The following is a 20384-nucleotide window of genomic DNA, read 5'->3' on the forward strand; positions in this document are numbered from 1 at the left end:
TCATGATATGAGTGCAGACAAAAAAGAGCATATCATTCTCACCGCAATTGATCTTTTTGCCACCAAGGGTTTCGAAGGCACCTCCATTCGAGAAATAGCAGCTGCTGCGAATGTGAACCTGGCCATGATTAACTATTACTTTGGCTCGAAAGAAAAATTATTTGAGAGTATTATCGAGTACAAGGCCAGCCACTCGCGGGTGGCCCTGGAAGAGTTGGTTCAGGACACCAGCCTGAGCCCTATTCAAAAAATAGACGCTACCATTGACGGGTATATAGACCGGTTGTTTGGTCACCGCAATTTCCACCGGCTTATTCAGCAGGAGTTAATTACGCACACCCGCACTACGCTGCAAACACACATTGTAAATAACATCATTTACCCCAACAGCAGGGCCATCAGCCATATTATTGAGGAAGGCATTCAGAAAGGCGACTTTAAAGAAGTAGACCCCCGCCTTACTACCATTACCCTGGTAGGTACCATCAATCAGATACTGTTATCTACCCGGTACTGTTCAAAAATGTTATCCAACTCGGATGATCCTGACTATAATCCTTACGAAGATGAATCGGTAAAAAACCGCGTAAGAAATCACCTGAAGCTGCTGTTGCACGAGCATCTGCTTAAAAAATAATACCCGATATCACTACAAATATTAATTACTACTATTCACATTTATGGAAAATCAAGTAACCCCGGAAAAGAAAAAGAAATCGCTTATACGCACCATTGTAGTGAGTATAGTGCTGCTTGTGGCCGCATTCTTTGGCTATAAGAAAATTTCTTATGCATTAAGTCACGAATCAACAGACAACGCCCAGGTAGAAACACAAATTACCCCTGTATTGCCGCGCGTTGCCGGTTATGTAAAACACATTGCGGTAAACGACTACGATAGCGTTAAATCCGGTCAACTACTGGTTGAACTGGATGATGCAGAACTGCAAACCCAGCTGCTGCAGATGGAAGCCGATGTAAAAGCTTCAGAAGCAGATATTCAGAATGCCAAAGCATCTCTGAACAGCACGGTTGTATCGTTAGATGTAAACAAAGGCAACATAAGCCTCAGCAAGGTAAAAGCACAACAGGCAGAAGAAGATTACAACCGTAACAAAAACCTGTTTGCAGACCAGGCTATTACCAGAAAACAACTGGACGACAGCCGCTTTGCTTACGAGCAGGCTACGCAGCAGGTAAAGAACAGCAATACCGATCTGGGCAGTGCCCAAACACGTGTATCGGTAATTGCTACAGGTATAAAAAAAGCAGAAGCTTCGCTGGAAGCCAAGAAAGCAGCTATTGAGCAACAAAAGCTGAGAATTTCCTGGACAAAAATATTTGCTCCGCAAGCTGGCAAAATAGGCAAGCGCAATATCACTACCGGCCAGTTTGTGCAGGCAGGCACTCCTATGTTTTCAATTGTAAACGATACTACCTACTGGGTGGTAGCTAATTTTAAAGAAACACAGATAAGACAGTTTCATGAAGGCATGCCGCTGGAGTTTGAACTGGATGCGTACCCCGGTCAGAAAATTGAAGGCACTATTGAAAGCCTGAGTGAAGCTACCGGCGCACGTTTCAGCCTGCTGCCTCCGGATAATGCCAGCGGAAACTTTGTAAAAGTTACCCAGCGTGTACCCGTTAAAATTGCCATCAAAGACATCAATAAATACAGGGGTATACTGCGTGCAGGCTTAAGCGCCGATGTAAGTGTGCCTGTTAAATAACATCACATGGCTGCTAAAGGATTTGCAAAATTCATTATAGTATTAACTACTGTATCGGCAGCGGTAATGGAACTGATAGATACCTCTATCGTTAACGTTGCGCTGAGCGATATGGCAGGTAGCCTGGGTGTAAGTATTGAAGATGTTAGCTGGGTAATTACTTCTTACGCTATAGCAAACGTTATCATTATACCCCTTACAGGCTTTCTGGCCGAGTACTTTGGCCGGAAACGGTACTACCTGGCCTCCATGGTCATTTTCACGCTGGCATCGTACATGTGTGCTGAATCAAACGGGCTGGTGGAAATCATCATCTGGCGGTTTGTGCAGGGCGTAGGTGGCGGAGCCTTACTTTCCACTTCACAGGCTATATTATTCGATGCCTTTGAACCAAAAGACAGGCCTGTGGCTGCCGGTTTATTTGGTATGGGGCTGGTATTAGGCCCTACACTGGGGCCCACATTGGGTGGCTACCTGATTGAACATTTCAGCTGGCCCATGATCTTTATGATCAACTTACCCATAGGCATCATCGCAACCATACTTACCTATACATACATAGAAAAGAAACCCGGCGAAGGCAAAAACCGGAAGAATATGCATATTGATTACAATGGCATATTACTACTGGCTGCCGGCATTGGCTGTTTACAGTATGTACTGGAGCGTGGCGAAACGGAAGACTGGTTTAGTAGCGAAACTATCCGTATCTGTGGCATAGCTGCTATTGTAACCTTAACGCTTTTTATCTGGTACGAACTACGCATCAAAAACCCGGCAGTAAACATTCGTGTACTGGGCGATCGTAACCTGGCGTTTACCACCATCTTCACCTTTGTTACCGGTTTAGGATTGTTTACTTCGGTATTCGTATATCCCGTACTGGCGCAAAGGGTGTTAGGGTATACCGCTTACGAAACGGGACTGGCACTACTGGCCCCTACTATGATTGGCGTGTTAATGATGCCTATTATTGGTAAGTCTATGGCCAAAGGCGTTCCGGCCGTTAGGTTTGTGGTGGTAGGGTTGATACTGTTTGCAGCATACTGCTGGCTTACAGCAAGGGTTAGCCCCGAAGTTGGTATCAGTGCGTTCTTCTTCCCGTTAGCGCTAAGGGCATTTGGTATATCTATGGTACAGCTGCCTTTAATTAACCAGGCGGTAGCTGGTTTACAACCGAAAGATTATCCGGCAGGTATAGCGCTCAACAACATGATACGTCAGTTAGGCGGAGCCTTTGGTATTGCGCTGGCCAACACCTTTATAGCCCATCGTTACGCGCAACACCGTACCGATCTGGTAGCCAATATAACAGATGGTGCGGCACAGGTTACAGAACGTACCACTGCCATAGCGCAGGGGCTCATCAGCAAAACAGGCGCAGATATTACTACCGCCACGCACACCGCACATGCCATCATAAGCAGTGCTGTTGACAGGCAAGCCTATTATCTGTCTTACCTGGATACCTTCCGGCTTATCGCCCTGTTCTTCATTATCGTGTTACCGCTGGCTGTGTTTCTGAAAACCAAAAAGAAATCAGCCGAAGAAGAAGCTGCCGCCGCAGCTGCTGTAGCCGAAGCGCACTAATTAAAAAAGAAACAATGAAAAAGATATTTATAGTTACTTCCGCTTTTTTGTTAGCCTGTAGCGCTAAGGCACAGGTGCAGACAAACACGGAACTAAAATCACTCATCAACCAGTCTTTCGGCTACTTTCCTAAGCTGAAAGAAGCGGAAAACGCAGTATCATCTGCAGAGCAACGCGTACAGATAGCACAGATAAAAATGCCGGAGATAAGTGGCAATGCCTCTTACAACTACATCAGGCCCAAAATAACCCTGCCGCTTGAAATAGATGGTAAAACAGAACAGTTTCAGTTTGCACCGGTACACAGTGGCGCCGCTTCTATTAATGTAGACTACGAGTTGTTTGACTTTGGACGCATTAAAAGCAATGTAGAAAAGGCAAAGACCGATTTGCAATATGCCAAAGACAATGTAGACTATGCCCGCACGCAGCTGGCTTATCAGGTAGCAGCTATCTATTACAACGTGGTATATTTTCAAAAAGCTATTGTAATTGAAGACAGCGTTATTGCTTATCTGAACGAGAACAAACGTGTAATAGAAAGTAAGCTGAAGAACGGCGATGCTATTAAAATTGATCTGCTGAATATACAGGCCAATCTGGATGCAGAACAAAACCGTAAAATAGATCTGCAGAATCAATTACAGAAGCAACTGAACCTGTTAAGCTATACCACCGGTATACAACAGGCATCTGGCAAAACGTTTGATTTTGACGTAACTGTGAAAGATGCCAATGCAGCATTGGGCGAAGCACAGGCTAATAACCTGGAATTTGTACTGGCGCAGGACAGAATTAAGCAGGCGCAAATCGATAGAGATATTGCCAAACTGGCCGATAAGCCCTCTGTAAACCTGAATGGTGCTACCGGGTATAAAAACGGTTATGTGCCTACTGTAGAAAAACTCCGGTTTAACTACATAGCTGGTGTTAGCCTGCATGTGCCCATTTACAATGGCAATAAAATGAAACAGCAGGTTAAACTGGCAGAAACCAATATACGCCAGAACGAACTGGCTATAGCCACTATGAATAACACTTATCTGAAAGATATACAGCAAACACTTACCGATATCAATACCAATTTGTCCAGTATTAAAAACACGTACACACAGATTGAGCAAACCAAAACAGCACAGCAGATATCTGCCAGCCGTTTTATGAATGGTACCGGTACCAATCTGGATATTACCAATGCAAGCAGTAATTACCAGCGTGCGCTGTTTACCCAATTGCAATACGAATACCAGTTATGCCAGGCTAAAATTGAACTGTCCAGACTGATGGGATATAAATACTGGTAAGCAATCTTTTTTCTACAGTTGGTTTTGGTGAACAAGCCGCCTGCGCATCATGCAAGGGCGGCTTTCTTTATTTACGGCTTTTTTCGGTTTTATGAAACCACACCAGGGTTTCATCGTTAGGGTCTGCATTGTAGTTAATACATAACTCCTGCCCTTTTTTTACCGGCTTTACAGTACGAATGGTCATCATCTCCCCATCAAAATCCATTTCATACTCGCAGTTTGCCTGGTAATCGTGGTTGTACATAGAAATATATCCCATGCCCAGGGCGCCTTTTTTATGGGAAGGCCCCCATTCGAATATATAGTTGTACAGTTTAGACTTTTCTATTGCGGCCCGGTCTGCCACAGAAAATACAAGAACAGGCGATATTTCCAGAACGGTGTTAGCAGGAATGTCTTCAGAGGTAAATACGCCTCTGCCCCCTTTACGGGAAGGCGCAATAAACAAAATAGGCAACATCATAGCAAATAAGCTGTTAAAGCACGAAAATTAATGATTTACCTGTATACAAAAGTCTCCCGGATAGCAATTTGCCCTTATAATACCTTATCGTGGTAAAATAAAAAAGGGCCGGTTCAGCAGCCGGCCCTTACGTGTTACAGTTTTCTTTCGGATTAAAAACGGACGAGCATAAAATTTCAATGATTGTGCCATCTCACTATCTTATTGTAAATCAATAGTCATTTTCTTAACATTTACTGTATTTTTCCCATTTCCGGAATAATGATACCAAAACGGGAACACCGGGAACGCGCCAGCCGCATTTTAATATTATAACAACACAAGAAGCCTTTATAATGGCTACCTTTAAACACACTTCTTCAAAAACCTGTACTATGATACAATTATCTTATGCCGGAAAAATGGAAGCAGAAACTAAATTGTTGACGGAGTTAGAAGCCCGCTATCACAAGGCTATTCTCTCCAATGAAGCGTTTGTTCTCATTAAAAAGCTCTACCTGGAAATAAAGCAGGTAAAGGAAAGACTGCATTGCCTTACTACCACCCTTGCTGTGTAAATCTACACGCACTCCTCTCCGTTCCTGCTTTATCCGTACAAATGACATTCTGCCATGTTTTACCGGCTGAATGAGTTAATTTTGCAACCCGCTATATTCGGCTATTTGCAGGCATTAAAACCACCAGGTATGAGTTTGGAACTGGAGCAGGAAGACATTTACGAACAATTTGAGCGTACCATTGCTACGGAAGATAAATTGCAGATCAGGGATTTTCTGAATCATCAGAACATCAGTGATGTTGCCAATCTTATCAACGAATATCCTGACTATGAAGCACAGATCATAGCCAATATGGCTATACACCGTGCCTCCAGTGTATTTAAAATTCTGGACGTATCTACCCAAAAGGAGATTATACAGGAACTGCCTTCTTTTAAAACGGCCGAATTGCTGAATGATCTGCCTGCGGATGACCGCACCGATTTTCTGGAAGAATTGCCCAAAGAAGTAATCCGCGATCTGCTTAAGCTGCTGGACCCTGAGGAAAGGAAAATTACCCTTTCTATGCTGGGATATCCGGAAGACAGCGTAGGGCGCCTGATGACGCCTGACTATGTATATGTATATGCGCATAACACAGTAGAAGAAGTATTTGCCACCATCCGCAAGTTTGCCAAAAACAGCGAAACCATTGATGTTATTTACGTCATCAACGAAAAAGGGGAACTGGTAGATGATATCCGGATAAGAGATGTAATTCTTGCAGCACCCGATAAAAGAATAGACGAACTGATTGACGGCCGGGTAATTGCCCTGAATGTGGAAGACGATCAGGAGCATGCCAGCCAGGTGTTTAAAATGAATAACCGCGTGGCTTTGCCGGTAACAGATAGTTATAACGTGCTGCTGGGTATTGTAACCATTGATGACATGCTATGGGTAGCCAACGAGGAGTACAGTGAGGATATGCAGAAGATAGGCGGTACAGAAGCACTGGACGAGCCTTATCTGGATATTCCGCTGCTGAAGCTTTTACGCAAACGGGTTGGATGGCTCATTGTATTATTTATAGGCGAAATGTTTACCGCCACGGCCATGGGATATTTTGAACATGAAATAGCCAAGGCCACAGTGCTGGCGTTATTTGTTCCATTAATTATCTCCAGTGGTGGCAACAGCGGCTCGCAAGCTTCCACGCTGATTATACAGGCTATGGCGCTGGGAGAAATTACCCTGTCTAAATGGTGGCTGGTAATGAAGCGGGAACTGGTAAGTGGCTTTTTGCTAGGTTGCGTACTGGGATGTATCGGCTTTTTCCGCATTATTGCCTGGCACAGCTTTGCGCCCGGTTTATATGGCGAGCATTATATTATGATAGCCTTTACGGTAGGCTTTTCTCTGATAGGTGTTGTTTTATGGGGCTCGTTAAGTGGCTCTATGCTGCCTATGATATTAAAACGGCTGGGGGCCGACCCGGCAACCTCCTCCGCCCCCTTTGTGGCAACGCTTGTAGATGTAACGGGGCTGGTTATTTATTTCAGTGTAGCTTATTTGTTTTTGCAAGGGCTGCTGCTGTAAAACAGAGCAGACAGCCTCATTCCCGAAACAACCTGCAAACAAACCAGCACAAAGCCGTACATGCACCAGCAAACGCGCTTTTTAGAATTCCATGCGTTTTTAATTACAATAAAATGCGCCATATTGCACCCCTAAATTAAATGTACCTATGTGTGGAATAGTTGGTTACACAGGGCCACGTCAGGCTTACCCGGTTATACTGAAAGGTTTAAAAAGATTAGAATACAGGGGATATGACAGTTCTGGTGTAGCGCTTTTAAACGGAGGATTACATGTTTATAAGAAGAAAGGCAAGGTTGCAGACCTGGAAGAAACACTGGTAGGCAAAAACATGGAAGGCCATATAGGCATTGGCCATACCCGCTGGGCTACCCACGGCGAACCTAACGACCGCAATGCACACCCCCACTTATCGCAAAGTGGCAGAATAGCCATGATTCACAATGGCATTATTGAAAACTACGCTCAGATAAAGCAGGATCTGATAGCCAAAGGCTATACATTTAAAAGTGACACAGATACAGAGGTACTGCTGAACTTTATAGATGATATCCGCATTAAGAATGAGTGCCCGCTGGAAGAAGCAGTGCGTATTGCACTTCGCCGCGTGGTAGGTGCTTATTGTATTCTGGTAATAGACAACGAAGATCCTGAAACTATTATAGCAGCCCGCAAAGGCAGCCCGCTTGTAATTGGCATTGGCAAAGGAGAACACTTCCTGGCATCTGATGCTTCGCCCATTATCGAATACACCAAAGAAGTAGTGTACGTAAACGACTACGAAATTGCCATCGTACGTCCGGACGAACTGATTCTCAAAAATCTGGGTAACGAAAAACAAACTCCCTTCATTACCAAACTGGATATGGATCTTACCGCTATTGAAAAAGGCGGCTACGATCACTTTATGTTAAAGGAAATTTTTGAGCAGCCGCATACCATTTATGATTGTTTACGCGGACGTCTGGATGCCGAAAACGGCAATATTACCATGAGTGGTATTCAGAAATATGCAGAGCAGATTATCAACGCCAACCGCATTATCATTATCGCCTGCGGCACCAGCTGGCATGCCGGTCTGGTAGCTGAATATGTTATTGAAGAGCTGTGCCGTATTCCTGTGGAGGTAGAATATGCCTCAGAGTTCCGTTACCGCAACCCCATCATTCATAAAGGCGATGTAATCATTGCTATCTCGCAGAGTGGTGAAACAGCGGATACACTGGTAGCTATAGAAAAAGCCAAAGAACAAGGTGCTATTATACTGGGCATTGTAAACGCAGTGGGCTCTTCTATTGCCCGTGCCTCACATGCAGGGGCTTACACCCATGCAGGCCCTGAAATTGGTGTAGCCAGTACCAAAGCATTTACCGCGCAGTTAGCTGTGCTTACTATGGCTGCGCTTACGCTGGGCTTACAAAAAGGCACGCTGGAACGCGACAAATACCTGTTGCTGTGCAAAGAGCTGGCAGCTATTCCGGAAAAAGTAGACGTAATATTAAAACTGGACAGCCAGATTAAAGCGCTGGCTGAAAAATATAAGGATGCAGCAGACGCACTGTTTCTGGGCAGGGGTTATAACTTCCCTGTGGCACTGGAAGGCGCGCTGAAGCTGAAAGAGATTTCGTACATACATGCAGAAGGATACCCTGCTGCTGAAATGAAGCACGGCCCTATTGCCCTGGTAACCGAGCAACTGCCGGTTGTGTTTGTGGCTACCAAAGACTCTTACCACGAAAAAGTGGTGAGCAATATGCAGGAAATTAAAGCCCGCAAAGGCAAGGTAATAGCTGTAATTACGGAAGGGGATACGGTTACCCCTACCCTGGCAGATGACATTATTGTTATACCACCTGCCCATGAAGTAGTAGCCCCTATGCTTAGCGTAGTGCCTTTACAACTGCTGGCTTACCATGTGGGTGTTGCCAAAGGTTATGATGTAGACAAGCCACGTAACCTGGCTAAGAGCGTTACAGTTGAATAAAAGAGATGCCTATGCCTCAGAATATTATCAGGAAGAGTGGAATTGAAAGTATCGGATATGGCTTTATAAAACCGGAGTATCTTCCCAAAAACAAAGATGAATATTACCTGCGTAATATTCAGAACAGAAGCGGTATTGACTATAGAAAACTCAGCGCTTACGAAATTGAAGTGCTGGTAAGAAATGGCAATACCAGCGACAACTGGAATAACATTCTGGTTTCCGATGCGTTCAATGCACAACTGGTTAAGCATTGCAAATTTTATGGTCTGGTACGTATAGGAAAACTGGAGCCCTATTGCCTGGAATTCAGTGATCTGAAAGTGCCGGTGGGTTTATACAATTCAACTATTATCAGTTGCGACCTGGGCGACAATGTAGTTATTGACAACGTTAACTACCTATCGCATTACATTATTGGCAACGAGGTAATTATTGTAAATGTTAACGAACTAACCACTACCGACCGGGCTAAATTCGGCAACGGTATTGTTAAGGATGGCGAAAGCGAATCTATCCGTATATGGATGGAAATCTGTAATGAAAACGGTGGCCGCAGCGTAATTCCCTTTAATGGAATGCTGCCCGGAGATGCGTACCTGTGGAGTAAATACAGAGACGATGAAGCCCTGCTGCAACAGTTTAAAAACTTTACAGAGCAGCAGTTTAAAACACAAAGAGGTTATTACGGTAAAATAGGCGACAGAACTGTTATTAAAAACAGCAGCATTATAAAAGACGTTTGGATAGGTTCAGACGCTTATATAAAAGGCGCCAACAAACTCAAAAACCTCACCATCAACTCCGGCCCGGAAGGCAGGTCGCAGATTGGTGAAGGTTGTGAGATTGTTAATGGTATTATCGGGTTTGGTTGCCGTATCTTCTATGGCGTAAAAGCCGTACGTTTTGTAATGGCCTCTCACTCGCAGTTAAAGTATGGTGCGCGCCTCATCAACTCTTATCTGGGAAGTAACGCCACTATCTCCTGCTGCGAAGTGTTGAATTCACTCATATTTCCGGCACACGAACAGCACCATAACAACTCCTTCTTATGTGCGGCCCTTATTATGGGGCAAAGCAATATTGCCGCAGGTGCCACCATTGGCTCCAACCACAACTCACGCAGCCCCGATGGGGAACTGATTGCGGGGCGTGGCTTCTGGCCCGGTTTGTCTGTAAGCCTGAAACACAATACCCGTTTTGCCAGCTTTACCATTCTGGCAAAAGGCAACTACAGTTACGAGCTGGATATACCGTTGCCTTTTTCGCTGGTTAGTAATAACGAAACATTGAACCAGCTTACCGTAATGCCGGCTTACTGGCTTATGTACAACATGTATGCACTGGAGCGTAATGCATGGAAGTATGGCGACCGTGATAAGCGTACAGATAAAACGCAGTTGCTGGAATACGATTATCTGGCACCTGACAGCGTTAACGAATTATTCCATTCTCTGCAATTGCTGGAACGTTTTATAGGCAAGGCATGGTACCTGCGCGAGAAGCCGGGCAAACAAGCCCCTCAACCCGCTGTATGTGCAGCCAAAGGAAAAGAACTGCTGGAAGCAGGCGACCCGGTTGTTGATGAGCTGGAAGTACTGGCGGAAGGCTTTGAAAATGCAAAACGTAAAACGGTAATAGTAAAAGCCGCCAAAGCCTGGCATATTTATAAAGAGCTGATTATTTACTACGGCATTCAGCAACTACTTGTGTTTGCCGCAGAAAACAAACCCAAATCGCTCACAGAGCTAAAAAGCCTGTTACCTGTTATTGGCAACCGGACAGAATGGATGAATATAGGCGGGCAACTGATGCCTGCTGAGGAAGTGCAAACGTTAAAAACCAGGATTAAAGAGAACAAAATAAAATCGTGGGATGCCATTCACCAGTACTATACGGAGGCTGGCAGCAAATACCCGGCACAAAAGCTGAAACATGCGTTGGCCAGCCTGCAGGAGCTTTTGCAGATAAACCTGAAGAAAGCAGACACACAAGTGTATGCAGACTTATCGGATAAAGCTATAGCTACCAAAGAATGGATGACCCAGGGCATTTACGATTCCAGAGCCAAAGACTATCAGAACAAATTCCGTAAAATGGTATACACCAGCAAGGCGGAGATGGATAAGGTAGTTGGTAAACTGGAAGATAACAGCTTTATTCAGCAGCAGCAGGAAGAGCTGGCCCGTATGAAACGCGAAGTAAAAAGCTTCAAGAGAATACAACAAATCAGCGCATAAATAGCCCTAAGGCCAGTAACTTAACTTATAAGACTAACTGGCTGCTACGGGTTTACAAAAAGTAAAAGGCTGTATCAAACGAATGATACAGCCTTTTACTTTTGTATCACTCTGTTCCCAAACGGAGCAGATTGATACAAATTTTATTTCAGAACGTTATACTTGCTTATTGCTGCTCCGGAATACTATCCAGATGAATACTTACCGAAGCAGGTGCATTTTCAATCATTTTAGCTGCGGTATCTTTCTCCTGAAGACGTTGGGCGCTGTCAGCCACACTTAACCCGGGTTTGGGAGTAATAACAACAGTTGAATCGCCAGCCGCATTTACTACTATGCTAGAATCACCTTGTACGGCTTTTTCTTCTTTGTTTCCGCAACTGGTAAGCGCTGCGGATAAACCCACCACCAACAACAGACATTTCATGGGAAACAATATTTATAATTCAGGTTCTTATTTTTTACGGAAGAACAATCTTACAGGTACACCACGGAAATTGAAGTTTTTACGCAACTGATTTTCCAGGTAGTTTTTATAAGGCTGTTTAATATCATCCGGGAAGTTAGAGAAGAATGCAAAGGAAGGTGTGTGTGTAGGCAGCTGTGTTACATACTTAATAGTAATAGCATGGCCACGTACCACCGGCGCACGGTAAGCCTGCACCGCCTTCAGCATAATTTCGTTCAGCTGGCTGGTTGTTATTTTGCGCTGCTTGTTTTCGTACACTTCCATGGCCAGTTCAATAGCCTTAAAAATACGCGTCTTCTCTTTGGCTGAAATAAACAGTATCGGAATATCGTTAAATGGTGCCAGACGCTTTTTCAGGTTTTGTTCGTAATCGCGGGCGGTATTGGTTTCCTTGCCTTCAATAGCATCCCACTTATTCACCAGTACTACAATCCCCTTCCCCTTGCGGGCAGCCAGCGAGTAAATGTTTATATCCTGAGCGGTAATTCCTTTTTCAGCATCCAGTACCAGCAGGCAAATGTCCGCTTCATCCATAGCTTTAATGGCGCGGATGATGGAATAAAATTCCAGATCGTCTTTCTCTTTGCTCTTTTTACGTATACCCGCAGTATCAATCAGTACAAACTCTTTCTGGTATAAGTTATAATGGGTGTGAATGGTATCGCGGGTAGTACCTGCTATATCACTTACAATAGTACGTTCTTCGCCAATCAGGGCATTCAGCAAGGAAGATTTACCCACGTTAGGTTGCCCTATAATGGCAAAACGAGGTATGGCAGCATCTGTATTCACTGCATCTTCCTTATCCTCAGGAATCAGTGCAGTAATGGCATCCAGCAATTCACCGGTACCGCTACCGGTCATACTGCTGAGAAAAAAGATTTCATCAAAGCCCATGCTGTAAAACTCGGTAGCAGCCAGTTGACGCTCGCTGTTATCTACCTTATTCACCGCCATAAAAACAGGCGTTTTATACCGGCGCAGCATATCGGCCATAGCTTCATCCAGCTCGGTAATACCTACCGCCACATCGGTCATAAATATCAGGGCGTCTGCTTCATCAATGGCAATTTTAACCTGCTTGCGTATTTCAGATTCAAAAACATCATCAGAGCCGGCAACAAAACCACCGGTATCAATTACGTTAAATGTTTTACCGTTCCAGTCTGTAACACCATACTGGCGGTCGCGTGTTACGCCGCTTACATCATCAACAATGGCCTTACGCTGTTCCAGCAGGCGGTTGAAGAATGTACTTTTTCCCACGTTTGGTCTTCCAACTATCGCTACAGTAAATGACATAAACTCTTAATTAATATTCACCGATTAATGATATCCGTATTCTTTCAGCTGCTGATCGTTATCGCGCCATTTGGGGCGCACTTTAATAAACAACTGCAAAAATACTTTCTGTTGCAGAAACTGTTCAATATCCTCCCGGGCCATGGTACCAATCTTTTTAATCATACTCCCTTTCCCGCCTAGCAGAATCGCTTTCTGCGATTCGCGTTGAACAATTATATCTGCCTGTATTTTTATTAATGTTTCTTTTTCCTTGAATTCATTTACCAGCACTGCGGTATGGTAAGGTATTTCATCGCCAAACAAATGGAAAACCTTTTCCCGCACCATCTCTGCCACAAAAAACTTAGTAGGCAGGTCGGTCAGGTCATCTTCACTGTAAAACGGATCACCTTCCGGCAGCAATTCTATAATACTGCTTTTCAGCTCATCCAGGTTACTCTGTTTTAATGCCGAAACGGTAATTACCTTCTTTGCATAACGCTGGGCAGCAAAAAACGTTTTCACGGTTTCTAATGTTCCCGGTTTTACGGTATCTGTTTTGTTTATTACCACAATAGCAGGCACCTTCAAACGCAGCGAATCAAATAATTCATGATTTTCTTCCCGGTTATCGCCCGCATCTACCAGCAACACTGCCAGATCTGCATCTTCCAGCGCGCTTTTTACAGACCCCATCATTTTTTCGTGCAGCTTATACTTAGGCTCTATAATGCCGGGGGTATCTGAGAAAATTATCTGGTATTCACCGGGCTCTGTCAAAAAACCTTTAATACGATGACGCGTAGTTTGTACTTTGGGAGAAACAATAGCCAGTTTTTCACCGAGCAGTGCATTTAACAAGGTGCTTTTTCCCGCATTGGGCTTACCGAATATGTTAACAAAACCTGCCTTCATACTTTTAAGAGCTACACCTGCAGTGGCTATAAATGAATAAGGCCCCCAAAGAGGCCTTTTTTCTGAGTTGCGAAGGGAGGGTTCGAACCCCCGACCTTCGGGTTATGAGCCCGACGAGCTACCGCTGCTCTACTTCGCGATTTGGATTGCAAATGTAGGATTATTTTTCATACCACCAAGAATAATTTCAAAAAGCCCGAAAAACGGCCACTTCTTTTTCTCACCGCCCAGCTGGGCGGTGCAATTTATAAGCTTATAAGCAGGGGCATAAAAAAAGGCTTCCAAATGGAAACCTTTTTCTGAGTTGCGAAGGGAGGGTTCGAACCCCCGACCTTCGGGTTATGAGCCCGACGAGCTACCGCTGCTCTACTTCGCGATCTGATGCAAATGTAAATCAATATCTTACACCAGCAAAACTTTTTAGTAAAATATATTTTCTAGTCTTTTCTCTTGATGGAAGAAGCGCCACTTACATCAATATGTTTGATTACCGCATCGCCTTTATAACCAATACTGCTGGCACCGGAAGCCTCGGCATTAATTTCTTTGGTGGCGGTAATGCTAATGCTGGATGCGCCGGATGCCTCCACGGTACAGGTAACCGCAGTAAGGTCGTACCCTTTCAGACTGCTGGCACCGGAAGCCTCAGCATTAAAAGTCTGCACCGTACCTGCCAGGGTAGCGCTGGAAGCACCGGTAGCGTCTATTTTAAGCGTACCGCCTTTTACAGATCCTTTAAAAGAGCTGGCACCGGATAATTCCATTTTAAGGGTACCCACCTGCAAATCGCCGGTTACACGGGCGGCAGAGGCGCCACTAAAATCGATGGTTTCCAGTGTAGTTACCGTAACATAGGCTTTTACCCCTTTGTTACCCCAGTTCCAGCTGTTCCAAGCGCCGGATTCGGGGCGTATTCTTAACACACCGTTTCTTACTTCGGTTTTTATACGGCTGAGATTTTTCTCATCGCCGGTGCTTACGGCAACTGCCTGTTCCTTACCCTGAATAATGTATACGGTTACACCACCGCTGGCTTCTATGCCGGTAAAAGATTCCACTTTCCGTACTTCTGCATTGGCATCGTACACCAGGGTTTGGGCGTGTAAAAGCGAAACTGTCAGAAAACTGAACAAAAAAACGAGGGGTATATACTTGCGTTTCATGCTTACGAATTTATAGGTGTAACGGCGATTAAAAAATAATGTTACAGGTATTTTAAAATTTCTGCGTTTACTTTGCGGCGTTGTTCCACCAGATAAAAGGAAACAACATTCCTCGGGGTGCTTTGCGTCTGCAAGACAAAAGGCTGAGATAATACCCGTAGAACCTGAACAGGGTAATGCCTGCGAAGGGAAAGGCCAGCTTCCGTTGTATATGTCCTCTCTCCTCTGTATGTACTATTCTGTTCCCTGATTTATTCATAACAAACCAACAGGAACATGAAGCGATTTGCGGGAACACTGGCTGCTGTAATGGCCGCCGCTTTTACCCATGCACAAACCCTTGACTTAAAAGTTACCACTGCCCGTAACCAACCCCTTGCCGGGGCTACTGCTACTATTAGCAAGGACGGCAAAAAATGGACGCTGATCAGCAACAGCAACGGCAGTATTGTTTTTACCCCCGGCCAGCCCGGCAACTACCAGCTGTTACTGGAAAGCGTAGGTAAAAAAACAATCCGCCAGACTATTACCCTTACTGCCGCTACCAGCCAGCTTACGGTACTGCTGGAAGAAATGGATTATTTACTGGAACCACTGGAAGTAAGGGCCATACGCGCCTCTGACCGTGCTCCATTTACCAAAACCAATATAGACAAGGCCGATATAGCCAAACAAAACCTGGGGCAGGACCTGCCTATGCTGCTGAACCAGACCCCTTCGGTAATTGTAAATTCCGATGCGGGTAATGGCGTAGGTTATACCGGTATGCGCATACGCGGTACCGATGGTTCGCGCATTAACGTTACACTCAACGGCATTCCTTATAATGATGCGGAAAGTCAGGGTACCTTTTTTGTAAACATGCCCGACCTGGTTTCTTCCGCCAGCTCTATACAAATTCAGCGTGGCGTAGGTACCTCCACCAATGGTGCCGGCGCTTTCGGCGCCACGGTAAACATTGCCACCAACGAGTTTTCAGATAAAGTGTATGCAGAAAGCAACAACAGCTACGGCTCTTTCAATACCTGGAAGAATACCATTAAAGTAGGTAGCGGTTTAATTAACGATCACTTTACGCTGGACGCACGCATCAGCCGGCTGAAAAGTGACGGTTTTATCGACCGCGCCAGCTCTGACCTGAAGGCGTTATACCTAACCGGTGCTTACGTAAGCAAAAACACCTCCGTACGTTTTAACCTTATTACCGGCAAAGAAAAAACCTATCAGGCCTGGTATGGCGTACCGGAAGATGTACTGGTTACCGGCAACAGAACCTATAACCCCGCTGGTATGGAAAAGCCCGGCACCCCTTACGATAACCAGACCGACAACTATCAGCAGGATCATTATCAACTGTTTATCAATCAGAACCTGGGCAATCTGTGGACGTTAAACGTAGCTTCCTTTTTAACCAGAGGCAGAGGTTATTATGAAGAGTATAAAGCCGCTCAGAAGTTCTCTTCTTATGGTCTGCCCAATTTTGGGGCAGATACCGGCACCATTACCAGAACAGACCTGGTAAGAGACAGATGGCTGGACAACTACTTTTACGGCCAAACCTTTTCGCTGCAATCTAAAAAAGCAGCAACGGAGTTTACTTTCGGTGGCAGCTGGACTATTTACGATGGCAAGCACTATGGCGATGTTATCTGGTCAGCAATCGGCTTTCCTAAAGACTATCGCTACTATTACCTTACCGCCCGTAAAACAGACCTGAACAGTTATGTAAAGCTGTTACAGCAAGTAGGCAAACACCTGAGCATATTTGGCGATATACAATACCGCCATGTACAGTACAATATGGATGGCTTTAAAGACAACCCCACTTTACTTACCAAAAGAACCTTCAACTTTATTAACCCCAAAGCAGGCATCAGCTACAACAACAATGGTTTGAATGCTTACTTCAGCTATGCACTGGCCAACAAAGAGCCTAACCGGGATGATTTTGAAGCACAGCAACAGCAGCAACCTAAAAGAGAAACCCTGCACGATTTTGAGCTGGGCTTTGAAAAGAAAGGCAGCCGCTACAACGTAGGTGCCACATTCTATTACATGCTGTACAAAAATCAGCTGGTACTTACCGGCTCAATGAACGATGTGGGTGCTTATACCCGCGTTAACACCCCCAACAGCTACCGATCGGGTATTGAGTTGCAGGGTGGTTATGTAATCAACAAGTGGTTAAACGTACAGGCCAACGCTACATTCAGCCGTAATAGAATAAAAGAGTTTACTTCTTATACCGATGAGTATACAGGTGATGAATGGATTGGCCAGAAAGCCGAATCATTCAATAACACCAACATCTCCTTCTCTCCTGCTGTTATTGCAGCGGGCAGCATAAACCTTACGCCTGTAAAGAACCTGGAGATAAGCCTGCTGAGCAAATATGTGGGTAAGCAATACCTGGATAACACGCAGAACGAAAGCCGCAAACTGGCTGATTATTACACACAGGACGCACGTGCTATTTACACCGTAAAACACCTGCTGTTTAACGAGTGGAATTTTATTGCACAGGTATATAATGTATTCGACAGAAAGTATGCAGCCAATGGCTCTTCTTATCCGGGTATTTATGATGGTACGGTAGGCAACGGTGTTTCTTACGCTACCATGGCAGGTATTAACTACATGCTGGGTGTGAATATTAAGTTTTAATTCAGGCTAAAAGAAGAAGGGTTGGATGTTACTGTTTAAAACAGATACATCCAACCCTTTATAATTTCTCCCAGTAAGCGCTTCTATCCCAGTTGCTCCAGTTGCTGAGCTTTTTCTTTCCAGTTAAGCATACCACCTGTAAGGTTTACCACGTTTTTAAAGCCAATCTGCTCCATAAACATCGCAGCCACCACACTTCTGTTACCGCTGCGACAGTAAACAATTACTTCCTGATCTTTCCAGCCATCAATCTCATCCAACTGCATCATCTGTACTTTGCCAAGTGGAATATGAGCGCCGCCGATGTTGTATTCTGCTCTCTCATGGTCTTCACGAACATCCAGCAGATTTACCTGCTCCCCACCATCCAACCGTGGTTTGAGTTCTTCAAATGTAATTGTATTCATACTTGTATTAAATATTAGGTATTAATAAATAATCAGATTTAATGAGGCACCGTGGTATCTGCCGCAGCCGGTTTGCTGCTGATCCAGATATCTATCATTTGCCCTGCCCTTATTTTATTATAACTGCGCGAACCATCCGGCAGCAACTCAAACGGCGCTGGTTTCTGACGGGTAATAAATGCATTTTCCTGATCTGTTACAGCACCATCCGCTTCCGGTATAATAGTACTGATGGTAATACTTAATGAGCTTGCGTAATCGCGAGCCTGAGAAACCGTCATACCTACCATATCAGGCACGTTTACCTCTGTGCTGCCTACGCCGCTGCCTAACACAAAATCAACAGAAGTACCCATATTAACCTTGGTGCCGGGGTTTACCGGCTTGCCGTTAATCTTTTGTTCTTTTACAGCATTTTTAGCAATATCCGGCATGTAAGAAGTATCGCCCATTTTCAATCCCAGACTTTGCAGATACAGCCTGGCGCTGGTGTAAGAAAAACCGCGTAAATCCGGCATATCTACCAGCGGCGCTACCGCACGGTTAATAGTAAGGTATACAGTACGGCCTGTTTTTACGGTAACTTCTCCTTCAGGCTGTTGTTTAATAACCGACAGGCGTGGGGAAGCATCCAGATATACAGAATCCTGAATCTCTACATCAAAGCCCTGTAGCTTCAGCAGACGCTCCGCCTCATCCACATTACGGCCCATTACATGAGGTACTTTAACGTACTTGTTATGTTTGGTAATAAAGCTGAGCGAGCTGAAAACGATTACCAGCAGTAATACTACTATGCCAATCGCCACCAGTAAGTTTACCCAAAAGGGCTTATGCGTTATAAATTTGAACACTGTATTAATTTTCGGTTTTCAATCACAAGTTAACACTTATTATAAAAAGGCCTCTTCTATTACATCCGTATAAAAGTCGGTAAGCGTGCGGCCCATGGCTTTTACCTGCTGCGGAATCAGGCTGGCATCGCTCTGGCCGGGTACAGTATTTACCTCCAGCATAAACGGAACACCTGCGGCTTCATTATAAATAAAGTCTATGCGTACTACGCCTTTGCAGTTCAGCAGGCTGTAAATATTACGGGCAGCTTCTCTTATCTGCTCCGCTTTGGCTTCTTCTACCACGGCAGGCGTAATTTCTTCGCTCTGGCCCAGGTATTTGGCTTTATAGTCAAAAAAGTCGTTCTGCGTACGTATTTCCGTCATAGGCAGGGTAATAATCTCCCCTTTGGTGCGGAACACCCCAATGGTAAACTCACGGCCCTGAATAAATTCTTCCACCAATACCTGCGTATCTTCTTTAAAAGCTTTTTCAATGGCGGCAGGCAGTTCTTCTTTCGCACTTACCTTGCTCATACCAATGCTGCTGCCACCGTTGTTGGGTTTTACAAACACGGGAAAGCGCAGTTGCGCTGCTTCTTCCTGTTTATCCATCCGGCCTTTAATCAGCAATACACTTTTAGCCACATTAATGCCACCAAAAGCAGCTACAGCTACGGTATAACGCTTGTTGAAGGTTAAGGCAGAGGTAGCCGCATCACAGCAGGTATAAGGCAGCTTCAGCATATCAAAATAGCCCTGCAGCTTGCCATCTTCGCCGGGTGTGCCGTGTATGCACATCAGCACCGCATCAAATTTTACGGTAGCGCCGTTATGGGTAATGGTAAAATCGGCTTTGTTAACAGGCGACTTTTCGCCGGTAGCAGGCAGGTAAAACCAGCCTTCCGGATTGATATCTATTTTGTATACCTCGTATCTGGAACGGTCGATATTGTTTTCAACTGTTACGGCGCTTTTATAGCTTACTTCGGCTTCACCACTAAAGCCGCCGGTTACTAATGCTATTTTCTTCTGCATACAGAATGATGGGTTTTTCCCGGATGGATGATTTTGGGCAAAGAAATAAAAGAAATGGAGAATATAACAAAAAAAGGTGAAGGGAATACTCACACCCACCCTTCACCTTTCATTCTGAACGGGACATATCACCCGCTGTTACTTTTGTCGCCATACAGCAACAATCAATTAAGGCTAAGGTACAACTATTGAACAGCGGTTTCCAATTAAAATTTCGTT

General features: G+C 44.7%; 18 protein-coding genes, 2 tRNA genes and 1 riboswitch. Of the genes, 9 read left to right on the top strand and 11 right to left on the bottom strand.

The window, feature by feature from the left end:
* The first annotated feature begins 7 nt into the window (after window positions 1–7).
* The 4 genes from IEY13_RS12735 to IEY13_RS12750 are packed head-to-tail and all read left to right on the top strand — an operon-like array spanning window position 8 to window position 4624.
* The gene (locus IEY13_RS12735) at window positions 8–637 is read left to right on the top strand and encodes a TetR/AcrR family transcriptional regulator (protein ID WP_188952527.1); all 630 of its coding nucleotides are present in this window, start codon (window positions 8–10) and stop codon (window positions 635–637) included.
* Between the two features lie 43 nt (window positions 638–680).
* Window positions 681–1730, top strand: a complete 1050-nt coding sequence (locus IEY13_RS12740) for an HlyD family secretion protein (RefSeq protein WP_188952529.1) — start codon at window positions 681–683, stop codon at window positions 1728–1730.
* A gap of 6 nt (window positions 1731–1736) precedes the next feature.
* Window positions 1737–3320 carry a DHA2 family efflux MFS transporter permease subunit gene (locus IEY13_RS12745; protein ID WP_188952530.1) on the top strand — a complete coding sequence of 528 codons (1584 nt, stop codon included), beginning with the start codon at window positions 1737–1739 and terminating at the stop codon, window positions 3318–3320.
* Window positions 3321–3334: 14 nt separating this feature from the next.
* Window positions 3335–4624, top strand: a complete 1290-nt coding sequence (locus IEY13_RS12750; protein WP_188952532.1) for a TolC family protein — start codon at window positions 3335–3337, stop codon at window positions 4622–4624.
* A gap of 67 nt (window positions 4625–4691) precedes the next feature.
* Here IEY13_RS12750 and IEY13_RS12755 read toward each other — a convergent pair whose 3' ends face one another.
* Window positions 4692–5090 carry an SET domain-containing protein gene (locus IEY13_RS12755; protein WP_188952534.1) on the bottom strand — a complete coding sequence of 133 codons (399 nt, stop codon included), beginning with the start codon at window positions 5088–5090 and terminating at the stop codon, window positions 4692–4694.
* Between the two features lie 374 nt (window positions 5091–5464).
* On the opposite strand from IEY13_RS12755, the gene IEY13_RS12760 reads away from it, so the two are divergent.
* The 4 genes from IEY13_RS12760 to IEY13_RS12775 all read left to right on the top strand — a co-directional run bounded on the left by IEY13_RS12760 (window position 5465) and on the right by IEY13_RS12775 (window position 11392).
* Window positions 5465–5647: a hypothetical protein gene (locus IEY13_RS12760; RefSeq protein WP_188952536.1), complete on the top strand. Its 183-nt coding sequence runs from the start codon at window positions 5465–5467 to the stop codon at window positions 5645–5647.
* 129 nt (window positions 5648–5776) lie between these two features.
* Window positions 5777–7168 (top strand): magnesium transporter, encoded by a 1392-nt coding sequence (gene mgtE / locus IEY13_RS12765; protein ID WP_188952538.1) that lies wholly within the window; start codon window positions 5777–5779, stop codon window positions 7166–7168.
* A gap of 148 nt (window positions 7169–7316) precedes the next feature.
* Window positions 7317–9152, top strand: a complete 1836-nt coding sequence (gene glmS / locus IEY13_RS12770; protein ID WP_188952540.1) for a glutamine--fructose-6-phosphate transaminase (isomerizing) — start codon at window positions 7317–7319, stop codon at window positions 9150–9152.
* Between the two features lie 11 nt (window positions 9153–9163).
* Entirely contained in the window at window positions 9164–11392 is a 2229-nt protein-coding gene (locus tag IEY13_RS12775; RefSeq protein WP_229687845.1) for a DUF4954 family protein, read from the top strand.
* A 166-nt stretch (window positions 11393–11558) separates the two neighbouring features.
* Here the strand turns inward: IEY13_RS12775 and IEY13_RS12780 are convergent, their stop codons facing one another.
* The 7 genes from IEY13_RS12780 to IEY13_RS12810 all read right to left on the bottom strand — a co-directional run bounded on the left by IEY13_RS12780 (window position 11559) and on the right by IEY13_RS12810 (window position 15223).
* Window positions 11559–11819 carry a hypothetical protein gene (locus IEY13_RS12780; protein ID WP_188952544.1) on the bottom strand — a complete coding sequence of 87 codons (261 nt, stop codon included), beginning with the start codon at window positions 11817–11819 and terminating at the stop codon, window positions 11559–11561.
* A gap of 27 nt (window positions 11820–11846) precedes the next feature.
* Window positions 11847–13163 (bottom strand): ribosome biogenesis GTPase Der, encoded by a 1317-nt coding sequence (gene der, locus IEY13_RS12785; protein ID WP_188952546.1) that lies wholly within the window; start codon window positions 13161–13163, stop codon window positions 11847–11849.
* 24 nt (window positions 13164–13187) lie between these two features.
* A complete protein-coding gene (gene era / locus IEY13_RS12790) occupies window positions 13188–14060 on the bottom strand; it encodes a GTPase Era (protein ID WP_188952548.1) in 873 nt (290 codons plus the stop codon).
* A gap of 67 nt (window positions 14061–14127) precedes the next feature.
* Window positions 14128–14199: transfer RNA gene (locus IEY13_RS12795), tRNA-Met, on the bottom strand.
* Window positions 14190–14345, bottom strand: coding sequence for a hypothetical protein (locus IEY13_RS12800; protein WP_188952550.1), 156 nt, complete (start codon window positions 14343–14345; stop codon window positions 14190–14192). The genes IEY13_RS12795 and IEY13_RS12800 overlap by 10 nt, the downstream gene beginning before the upstream one ends.
* Before the next feature lie 19 nt (window positions 14346–14364).
* Window positions 14365–14436: transfer RNA gene (locus IEY13_RS12805), tRNA-Met, on the bottom strand.
* A gap of 61 nt (window positions 14437–14497) precedes the next feature.
* Window positions 14498–15223 carry a head GIN domain-containing protein gene (locus IEY13_RS12810; protein WP_188952552.1) on the bottom strand — a complete coding sequence of 242 codons (726 nt, stop codon included), beginning with the start codon at window positions 15221–15223 and terminating at the stop codon, window positions 14498–14500.
* A gap of 103 nt (window positions 15224–15326) precedes the next feature.
* Window positions 15327–15432: riboswitch (TPP riboswitch) on the top strand.
* A 67-nt stretch (window positions 15433–15499) separates the two neighbouring features.
* Between IEY13_RS12810 and IEY13_RS12815 the strand changes: the two genes are divergently transcribed.
* Window positions 15500–17887: a TonB-dependent receptor gene (locus IEY13_RS12815; protein WP_188952554.1), complete on the top strand. Its 2388-nt coding sequence runs from the start codon at window positions 15500–15502 to the stop codon at window positions 17885–17887.
* A gap of 83 nt (window positions 17888–17970) precedes the next feature.
* Here IEY13_RS12815 and IEY13_RS12820 read toward each other — a convergent pair whose 3' ends face one another.
* From IEY13_RS12820 to IEY13_RS12830, 3 genes are read right to left on the bottom strand one after another with little or no spacing between them, the layout of a single operon-like run.
* Complete coding sequence (locus IEY13_RS12820; protein ID WP_188952557.1) at window positions 17971–18294, bottom strand: rhodanese-like domain-containing protein; 324 nt, start codon at window positions 18292–18294, stop codon at window positions 17971–17973.
* Between the two features lie 38 nt (window positions 18295–18332).
* Window positions 18333–19148, bottom strand: a complete 816-nt coding sequence (locus IEY13_RS12825) for a PASTA domain-containing protein (protein WP_188952559.1) — start codon at window positions 19146–19148, stop codon at window positions 18333–18335.
* Between the two features lie 39 nt (window positions 19149–19187).
* Complete coding sequence (locus tag IEY13_RS12830) at window positions 19188–20165, bottom strand: D-alanine--D-alanine ligase (protein WP_188952561.1); 978 nt, start codon at window positions 20163–20165, stop codon at window positions 19188–19190.
* Between the last annotated feature and the right edge of the window lie 219 nt (window positions 20166–20384).

It is taken from the genome of Filimonas zeae (genome assembly GCF_014641615.1).
Classification (GTDB): Bacteria; Bacteroidota; Bacteroidia; order Chitinophagales; family Chitinophagaceae; genus Filimonas; species Filimonas zeae.